The 9,248-nt window shown below is 72.4% G+C and carries 5 protein-coding genes; 1 reads left to right on the forward strand and 4 read right to left on the reverse strand.

All coding sequences use genetic code 11. From position 1 onward, the window contains the following. Positions 1-26: 26 nt before the first annotated feature. The 4 genes from pulA to CTKZ_RS13520 form a co-directional block, all read right to left on the reverse strand. A complete protein-coding gene (pulA, locus tag CTKZ_RS13505; protein WP_124343439.1) occupies positions 27-5,942 on the reverse strand; it encodes a pullulanase-type alpha-1,6-glucosidase in 5,916 nt (1,971 codons plus the stop codon). A gap of 186 nt (positions 5,943-6,128) precedes the next feature. Beyond that, entirely contained in the window at positions 6,129-6,404 is a 276-nt protein-coding gene (locus tag CTKZ_RS13510) for a DUF167 domain-containing protein (protein WP_124343440.1), read from the reverse strand. A 64-nt stretch (positions 6,405-6,468) separates the two neighbouring features. Next, positions 6,469-7,461: a malate dehydrogenase gene (locus tag CTKZ_RS13515; protein WP_124343441.1), complete on the reverse strand. Its 993-nt coding sequence runs from the start codon at positions 7,459-7,461 to the stop codon at positions 6,469-6,471. A 127-nt stretch (positions 7,462-7,588) separates the two neighbouring features. Further along, positions 7,589-8,806: an NADP-dependent isocitrate dehydrogenase gene (locus CTKZ_RS13520; protein ID WP_124343442.1), complete on the reverse strand. Its 1,218-nt coding sequence runs from the start codon at positions 8,804-8,806 to the stop codon at positions 7,589-7,591. A 261-nt stretch (positions 8,807-9,067) separates the two neighbouring features. On the opposite strand from CTKZ_RS13520, the gene CTKZ_RS21615 reads away from it, so the two are divergent. Further along, a partial coding sequence (locus CTKZ_RS21615) for a hypothetical protein (RefSeq protein ID WP_200829747.1) occupies positions 9,068-9,248 on the forward strand: 181 nt, incomplete at its 3' end.

Consider the following 9,248-nt stretch of genomic DNA (forward strand, 5'->3'; position numbering starts at 1 on the left):
GGCGTCCCCCCCCCCCCGCGACCACATCAGCCGCCGAACCAGCCGATCAGCCACCTCCACGAGGCTGCCGGCCCGTTGTCGAACCAGTCGCGCACGTCGTCCCACCAGTGGTGTGACGGACCGTGCCCGTGGCCCGTGTCCTTCTCGACGAGCACCGCGACGGTCCGGGCGGGCACGGTCACCGTGCCGGTCGCCTTGTCCCAGGTGGTGCCCTTGACGACCGGGTCGCTCCCGCGCGCCTGGACCGTCGACAGCGTGTACTTGTCCCCCGCGAGCGCCGCGATCGTCTGCGTCGTCGCCTCGTCGGAGGCGTTGACGACGACGAGCAGCCCGTCGAGCTTCTTGTCGACGTCCTTGTCCCAGCGCCGCGTGTCACGGTCCCAGCCGCCCTGGTCGGCGACGTGCATCACGACGACGCCGGGCGTGGCCTGCGGGCCGGAGTTCGGGAACGTCACCTTCTGCTCGATGAGGTCCGCCGACCCGAGCCGGAACAGCGGGGTCGAGAACCGCAGGCGGAGCAGGTCGTCGGCCGCCGCGGACGCCGCCTGGATGTCGGCGGGTGCCGGCTTGAGCGCCGGGTCCGCCAGCAGCGGCTGCTGGAACGGCCACTTCGCCTCGTTGTCGGGACGCGGCGGCAGGCCGCGGCCGAACCCGTTGTCCTGCTTCGACGGGTCGAACGCGTTGAACCAGTCGCCCGAGTCGTAGGAGTTCCGGTCGAGCGACTTGCTGCGCAGCAGGTCGGCGCCCGCGTGCCAGAAGCTCGGCGTCTGGGCGAGCGCGGTGGTCGACAGCGACACGGTGTTCATCCGGACGCGGTCGGCCATCGTCGTCGCCTGCGGGAGCTTGTACGTCAGCGCGTCGAACAGCGTCTCGTTGTCGTGCGCGTCGACGTACGTGACGACCTCCTCGGGCGAGTCCGCGTAGCCCGCGGGCTGGCCGTTGTAGTCGAGCTCGTCGCCGCGCTTCACCGTGCCGTCCGACGCGAGCAGCCGGTACTCGCGCAGGTTGCCGGCCATCCCGAGCCGCACGAGGTCGGCCGCGTGCTGGACGCGGGCCAGCTGGTCCGCCTCGGAGCCGTTGGCCGCGTCGCCGTTCGGGTCGGTGAACGCCCCGGAGCCGAAGCCCTGGATCCGCGGGTTCTCGTCGAACGGGCCGCCGCCGCGGACGGCGTCGCGCAGCCGGTCGGAGAACGTGCCGATCCCGGTGCCGCCGAGCTGCCCCTGCGTGGCCTGGTAGAAGAGCCGGTTGTCGGCGACCTCGCCGAAGTTCCAGCCCTCGCCGTACAGGTACACCTTGCGGCCGTCGACGCCGTCCTTCTTCGGCGTGAGGTCGTCGAGCGCGTCGCGGACCGCCTCCATCGTGGACCGCGAGTGGTGGCCCATGAGGTCGAAGCGGAACCCGTCCACCTTGTAGTCGCGCGCCCACGTGACGACCGAGTCGACCATCATCTTCTCGGCCATGCGGTGCTCGGTCGCGACGTTCTGGCAGCACGTGGACGTCTCGACCGCACCGGTCGCATTCAGCCGGTGGTAGTAGCCCGGGACGACGCGGTCGAGGATCGACTTCGGGTCCTGGCCGCTCGCCGCGGTGTGGTTGAACACCTGGTCGAGCACGACCTGCAGGCCGTCGGCGTGCAGCGCCCCGACCATCGTGCGGAACTCCGCGACGCGCGCTCCCCCGTCGGCGTCGACCGCGTACGAGCCCTCGGGCGTCGTCCAGTGCAGCGGGTCGTAGCCCCAGTTGAAGCCGTCCTGCGCGGCCACCGCGGTGACGCACGCCTGCTGCTCGGGCGAGTCCGGCGGGAACGACGCGAGGTCGCACTGCGGCACGGCCTGGTCGGCCCGGGCCTCGGGGATCGTCGCGATGTCGAACGTCGGCAGCAGGTGCACCGTCGTGAGGCCCGCGTCCGCGAGCTCGCGCAGGTGCTGCCGACCGGCCCCCGCGCCGGCGAACGCGAGGTACGTCCCCCGCTGCGCCTCCGGCACGGTGGGGTCGCTGATCGAGAAGTCGCGCACGTGCAGCTCGTAGATCGTCTGGTCGACGGGCCGCACGACCGGCTGCTTCGTCTTCTCCCACTGCTTCGGGCGGTACTGCTTGTCCGCCAGGTCGACCAGCACCGAGTGCGTGCTGTTCAGCGTGAGCGCGACCGAGTACGGGTCGGTCACGCGGTTGACCTCGACGGCGTCCGTCGTCGGCGCGTAGACGGTGACCTCCCACAGGTACGCGGCGCCCGCCCACTTCTTCGTGCCCTCGACCGTCCAGGAGCCGTCCTTCTGGCGCTTCGCGTCGACGGCCTGCGGCTCACCGCTCGTGTCGACCCCGCCGGACTTCCTCGCCGGCCAGAGCAGCAGGTTCACGTCCTGGGCCGTCGGGGCCCACAGCGCGAGCGTCGGGACGCCCTTGCGCCACGTCGCGCCGAGCGCGCGGTCGTCGGCCTGGTCGGCGTACAGGTCGTCGAGCACGCCGGGGATCTGCACGCCGGTCGCCGCCTGGAGGGCGCCGTCGGCGGCCTCCTGCGTGACGAGGAGCTCGCCCCGCAGCAGCTCGCGGGCCTCGTCGGCGGGCGCGTCGACGTGCAGCGCGAGGTAGCCCTCGAGCGCCGGGAAGCGCTCGAGCTGCGCGTCGCTGAGTCCGTCGGCGTCGTACGTGAGGTCCACCGTCGTCGTCGCGCCGGACACGGTGCCGTCGGTCACGCCGAGCGAGCCGTCGGGAGCGCCGTGCAGGTGCCAGGTGGAAGCGGCCGGGTCGGTCGCCCACTCGGCGGGCCACGCGATCGTCTCCGCGTCGATCCACTGCGCCCGCTCCTCGCCCGTCCCGGGCAGCCCCGGGTCGGCAGCCTCGACGGTGAGGACGTGCGTCGCGAGGACGTAGGAGAACGTCACGGGCTTGCCGGCGGCGACGGTGAACGGGATGTTCGCGCCGCCCGGTGCGCCGCCCGCGCCGTAGTTCTCGGTCCACGACAGGTTGTGCGCCACCTTGGCCTCGTACGAGCCGGCCGGGATCTGGTCCGTCGTGAACGTGTACGTGCCGTCGCCGTCGGGGTCCTGCAGCCACGTCCTCAGGCAGTCGGGCGACCAGTCGGCCGCGCAGCCCAGCTCGGAGTTGTGCGAGCCCGGGACCGTGAGGATCGGCCCCTGCGCCGTCGACGTGAACCAGTGCGTGACCGGGTCGTAGTAGAACGTCACCGCGGTCGGTGCCGCCAGCGTGTACGTGACGTTCCCGCCGTCACGCACGCCGCCCGCGCCGTAGTTCTCGGTCCACGAGCCGCCGATGGCGACCTTGTACTCGTACGTCCCGGCGGGCAGCGTGAAGGTGCCCGCGTAGACGCCGTCGGCGCGGTACGTCAGGCGCGCGCTCTCGCACGCCGGTGCCCAGTCGCCCGCGCAGCCCATCTCGCTGTTGTGGCTGCCGGGCACGGAGACCACCAGGTCACCCGGATCCGGGCCTTCGTCCACGTCGCCGTCGACGCGGATGCCGACGCTGCCGAAGGTCGACGCCGCCGACCGGTGGCCGGCCGCGTCGACCGTGACCGCGCGGTACTCGACGAGCGTGCCGCGCTCGAGGCCCGTGACGTCGTGGTAGACGCGCGGGCTCGTCGTCTCGGACGTGCCGAGCGCGGTCCACCCGTCGTCTCCGACGACGCGGTAGGCGAACGACGTCTGGCTCCACACGTCGTCCGCGACGTCGGCACCCACGGGGGCGACGCCGCTCACGGCCCCGCCCGCGACGGGCACGTCGAGCGCGACCGGGCCGGCCGCCGCCGGGGCGCCGACCGTCGCGCCCGCCCGCAGGACGACCGCCGACAGTGCCGGGATCGTGAGCGACACCGTGCCGTCCGCCGCAGCCGCGACCGTGCCGGTCGTGCCGTACAGCCCGGTGAAGGTCGCACCGGGGGTGAGCGTGTCGACGGTGACCGTCGCGGGCGCGGTGCCGTTGTTGAGCGCGACGAGGTGCTCGACCTTCTCCGACGAGTCGACGCGGGAGAACGCGTAGACGGCGCCGTCGGAGTAGCGCTCGATCTGGGCGCCGGTGCGCAGCGCGGGCGTCTCGGCCCGCAGCGCCGCGAGATCGGCGATCGTCGTGTACAGCACCGTGTCGGTGTCGTAGCGGTCCACGGACCCGGCCGTCGTGCCGTCGAGCAGCGCCTGGTCCGCGTACTCGTCGACCTGCGTCGCGAAGAGCGACTGGCGCGCGTCCTTGTCCGTGCCGTCGAGCGAGCCGTCGCCGACGAAGCCCTGCTCGTCGCCGTAGTAGACGACCGGCTGGCCGCGGGTCAGGTACATGAGCGCGTGCGCGAGCTGCGAGCGCGCCTGCGGGTCGGAGGCGTCCTTCACGAAGTGGCCGATGCGACCCATGTCGTGGTTGCCGAGGAACGTGGGCAGCGCCTGCGCGTTCGACGTCGGGGTCGTGTAGTAGTCGTCGCCCGCGAACAGGTCGGAGAGGGCCCCCGCCGAGGACGAGCCACCCGCGTACCCCGCGGCGGCCGACTGGAACGTGAAGTCGAGGACCGCGTTCATGTCCGTCCGGCGCATGTACGGCGACAGCTTCGCCGGGTCCGCGTCGTACACCTCGCCGAACATGAAGAAGTCCGGGTTGCCGACCGACGCGGCGTGCTCGCCGATCGCGGTCGCCCACTGCTGCCAGAACTCGAAGTTCACGTGCTTCGCGGTGTCGATGCGGAAGCCGTCGATGCCGAGGTCGACCCACGCCTCGTAGACGTCCTCGAAGCCCTGCACGACGCGCGGGTCCTCGGTCATGAGGTCGTCGAGGCCGGAGAAGTCGCCGTACGTGACGGACTCACCCGTCCAGGTCGAGTTGCCGCGGTTGTGGTAGACCGTCGGGTCGTTGAGCCAGGCCGGGACCTTGCGGTCGGCGTCGGCCGGGTCGATCACCGGCGTGTACGGGAACGACGTCGCGGGGTCGAGCGTCGGGAAGTCGTCCGTGCCCGCGTAGTCCGCCGGGTCGAACGGCGTGCCGTCCGCCGTGCGGTACGGGTCGTCGGCCTGCTCGACGTAGCCGTACTCCCCCTCGGCGTAGTCGATGACGTCCGCCGTGTGGTTCGTGATGATGTCGAAGTACACGTCGATCCCGCGCGCGTGCGCGTCGTCGATGAGCGCCTCGAGCTCGGCGTTCGTGCCCAGGTGCGGGTCGATCTGCGTGAAGTCCGTGATCCAGTACCCGTGGTACCCGGCGGACGCGTCCGCGCCGGTGCCCTGCACGGGGTTGTTCTTGAACGACGGGGTCAGCCAGATCGCGGTCGTGCCGAGCCCGGCGATGTAGTCGAGCCGCTCGCGCAGGCCCGCGAGGTCGCCGCCCTGGTAGAAGCCCTTGTCGGTCTTGTCGAGGCCCGTGACCAGCCGGTCGCCCGTGAGGCCGCCCGTGTCGTTCGACGGGTCCGCGTTCGCGAACCGGTCCGTCATGACGAAGTAGAAGCTCTTGCCGGCGCCCGGGTCGCGCACGGGCTCGGCGACGAGGTCCGCGTCCTCGTCCGTGTAGCCGCCGGCCAGGCCCAGAGGCGTGACGGACGTGCGGTGCGTCGCGTCGTCGTACGTCACGCGCAGCGTCGTCGCGCCCGCCAGGACGAGCGGGCTGTTGTCGCCCGAGCCGTCGACTCCGTACGACTCGTCCCACGCGTCGTCCAGCGCGACCTTGTACTCCCACGTGCCCGCGGGGACCTCGAAGTCGGCGGTGAACGTGCCGTCGCCGGCGGGGGTCAGCTCCGTCGCGTCGCAGGCGGGCTGCCAGTCCTCGGTGCAGCCGAGCTCGGACTGCAGGCTGCCGACGAGGGCGGCACTGGTCGCGGCGGCGGTGGCGGGGGCGGCCGCGGCGAGCGCGGCGGTGCCGACGAGGCCGGCCGCGACGGCGAGGGCGGTGGCACCCGCGACGGTCCGGCGGGTGGCGGTCGTGCGGTGTCTCGGTGGGGCAGAGGGGCGGCGCGACATGGCGACTCCTTCGTCGGCCCGGCACGGCGGTGTGGCGGGACGTCGCGACCGTACATTCTTGCTGCAAGTTGCAGCAAGGGTTTCGGGCCAATCGGTCCAGCGGACACGGACCGGACATCCCCACGAACGCGCACCAGTCCAGCACGCGGCCCGGCGGACCGCCCGTCGAGCGGCCACCCCCTGCCGTCAGTCCGAGCCCAAAAGCTCCGCCCACCCGGTCCGGAGCTCCTCCGACACGACGGCGTCGTCCACGTCCACGACCTTGTCCCGGCTCGTCGTCCCCGAGACGAGCGTCACGTGACGGCGTCGCACTCCGAGCGCCCCGGCGAGCGCGACGAGCGCCGCCTCGGTCGCCGCACCGTCGACCGCGCGCTCCTGCACCGCGACGACCAGCCGGTCACCGCGCCGGCCCCCGACGCGGGTCCGCGACGCCCCCGGCTTCACGCGGATCGCGACACGCACGCCCGCCCCCGTCGACTCGTCCTCACGCCGCACGTGCGTGCGGCAGCCCTGGCGATGGAGGGCGTCACACGAGGCCGAGCGCGCGGACCGCCTCGCGCTCCTCGACGAGCTCGGCGACGGACGCGTCGATGCGCGCGCGCGAGGCGTCGTCGATGTCGAGGTCGGGCACGATCTGCCACTCGCCCCCCGAGGACGTCACGGGGAACGAGGAGACGAGCCCCTCGGGCACGCCGTACGACCCGTCGGACACGATGCCCGCCGACGTCCAGTCCCCCTCGGGCGTGCCGTGCACCCACGTGTGCACGTGGTCGATCGCGGCGTTGGCCGCCGACGCGGCCGACGACGCCCCGCGTGCCTCGATGATCGCCGCGCCGCGCTTGGCGACGGTCGGGATGAACGTGTCGCTCAGCCAGGCGTCGTCGCCGACGACCTCGCGCGCCGGACGGAACCCGATCGTCGCGTGGGACACGTCGGGGTACTGCGTCGCGGAGTGGTTGCCCCAGATGGTGACGCGGCGGATGTCGTCGACGGACGCGCCCGTGCGCGCGGCGAGCTGGGCGACCGCCCGGTTGTGGTCGAGGCGCGTCATCGCCGTGAAGCGCGCGGCGGGCACGTCGGGGGCGTGCTGCGCGGCGATCCACGCGTTGGTGTTGGCCGGGTTGCCGACGACCAGGACGCGCACGTCGTCGGCAGCGCCCGCGTTGATCGCCGCACCCTGCGGGCCGAAGATGCCGCCGTTGGCGGAGAGCAGGTCGCCGCGCTCCATGCCCGCGGTGCGCGGACGGGCGCCGACGAGCAGTGCGACGTTCACTCCGTCGAACGCGGCGGTCGCGTCGTCGTGGATGTCGATGCCCGCGAGCAGCGGGAACGCGCAGTCGTCGAGCTCCATCGCGGTGCCCTCGGCGGCCTTCACGGCCTGCGGCACCTCGAGCAGCCGCAGTCGCACGGGTGTGTCGGGGCCGAGCAGCTGTCCGGACGCGACCCGGAACAGCAGCGCGTAGCCGATCTGGCCGGCGGCCCCCGTGACGGTGACGTTGACAGGCTGGCTGGCGGGCACGGCTGCTCCTCGGGGACGACGACGGCGGCGGCCCCGGTCGGGGCTACCCGCACGCTACCCGGACCCGGGCGCGCGCGAAGGGCGGCACCCCACGGGATGCCGCCCTTCGTCGTCGTGCGTGCCGGGGTCAGCCCAGGCGCGCGGACAGGTTCTCGTCGAGCGCGGCGAGGAACTCCTCGGTCGTCAGCCAGGCCTGGTCCGGGCCGATGAGCAGCGCGAGGTCCTTCGTCATCTTGCCGCTCTCGACGGTCTTGATGACGACGTCCTCGAGCGTCTCGGCGAACTGCGTGACCTCGGGCGTCGCGTCCAGCTTGCCGCGGTGCTTGAGGCCACCGGTCCACGCGAAGATCGACGCGATCGGGTTGGTCGACGTGGGCTTGCCCGCCTGGTACTGGCGGTAGTGGCGCGTGACGGTGCCGTGCGCGGCCTCGGCCTCGACGGTCTTGCCGTCGGGGGTCATGAGGACCGACGTCATGAGGCCGAGCGAGCCGAAGCCCTGCGCGACGGTGTCGGACTGCACGTCGCCGTCGTAGTTCTTGCACGCCCAGACGTAGCCGCCCTCCCACTTCATGGCCGCGGCGACCATGTCGTCGATGAGGCGGTGCTCGTAGGTCAGCCCGGCGGCGTCGAACTGGTCCTTGAACTCGGTGTCGAACACCTCCTGGAAGATGTCCTTGAACTGGCCGTCGTACGCCTTGAGGATCGTGTTCTTGGTCGACAGGTAGACCGGGTAGCCGCGCTGCAGGCCGTACGCGAACGAGGCGCGCGCGAAGTCGCGGATCGACTCGTTGAAGTTGTACATGCCCATCGCGACGCCACCCTCGGCCGGGTACGTCACGACCTGCTGCTGGATCGGCTCCGAGCCGTCGGCGGGCGTGAACGTCAGCGTCAGGGTGCCGGCACCGGCGACCTTGAAGTTCGTCGCCTTGTACTGGTCGCCGTGGGCGTGACGGCCGATGATGATCGGCTTGTTCCAGCCCGGGACCAGGCGCGGGATGTTGCTGATGATGATCGGCTCGCGGAAGACGACGCCGCCGAGGATGTTGCGGATCGTGCCGTTGGGCGAGACCCACATCTTCTTGAGGCCGAACTCCTCGACGCGCGCCTCGTCGGGCGTGATCGTCGCGCACTTGACGCCGACGCCGTGCTCCTTGATGGCGTGCGCCGCGTCGATCGTCACCTGGTCGTCGGTGGCGTCGCGGTTCTGGATCGACAGGTCGTAGTAGCGCAGGTCGATGTCGAGGTACGGGTGGATCAGGCGGTCCTTGATGAACTGCCAGATGATGCGCGTCATCTCGTCGCCGTCGAGCTCGACGACCGGGCCGACGACCTTGATCTTCGCCATGCGGGGGTCTCCTGTGCCGTGGGGAGGGCCCTGGCGGGCCCGGGGGCCGGGGCCGCGCGCACGCGGGGGCACGCAGCGGCCGGCGGTTTCCGCGGTCAAGATTACTCGACATCAAGACATCTCGGTGACCGGACGGCCCCGCGATACCGCGCCCCTGCTCAGGCAGGGCTGGCATGCTGGCCCCCATCAGCAACGGCGCAGCGGGTTGGCCGGCCCGGCCCGCGCACGCGCCCGCGGACACGTACTCACGACAGGACCGACATGTCCCACGACACGCCTGACCAGACCGCCGGCACGCCCGACGAGAAGGCCGCCGCCGGCCCCGCCCCCACGGACGCGACCGCCGCCGCCCCGCAGGCCGACGCGACCGCCGCCGCACCCGCCCCGGAGGCACCGGCCGCCGCCGCGACGGGGTTCGCGAAGCCCGGCGACACCCCCGGCA

It is taken from the genome of Cellulomonas algicola (assembly GCF_003851725.1).
In the GTDB taxonomy this organism is placed as follows: domain Bacteria; phylum Actinomycetota; class Actinomycetes; order Actinomycetales; family Cellulomonadaceae; genus Cellulomonas; species Cellulomonas algicola.

Excerpts from the sequence above, each read along its gene's own strand:
- pulA (WP_124343439.1), bottom strand. The coding sequence starts at position 5,942 with ATGTCGCGCCGCCCCTCTGCCCCACCGAGACACCGCACGACCGCCACC.
- CTKZ_RS13520 (WP_124343442.1), bottom strand. The coding sequence starts at position 8,806 with ATGGCGAAGATCAAGGTCGTCGGCCCGGTCGTCGAGCTCGACGGCGAC.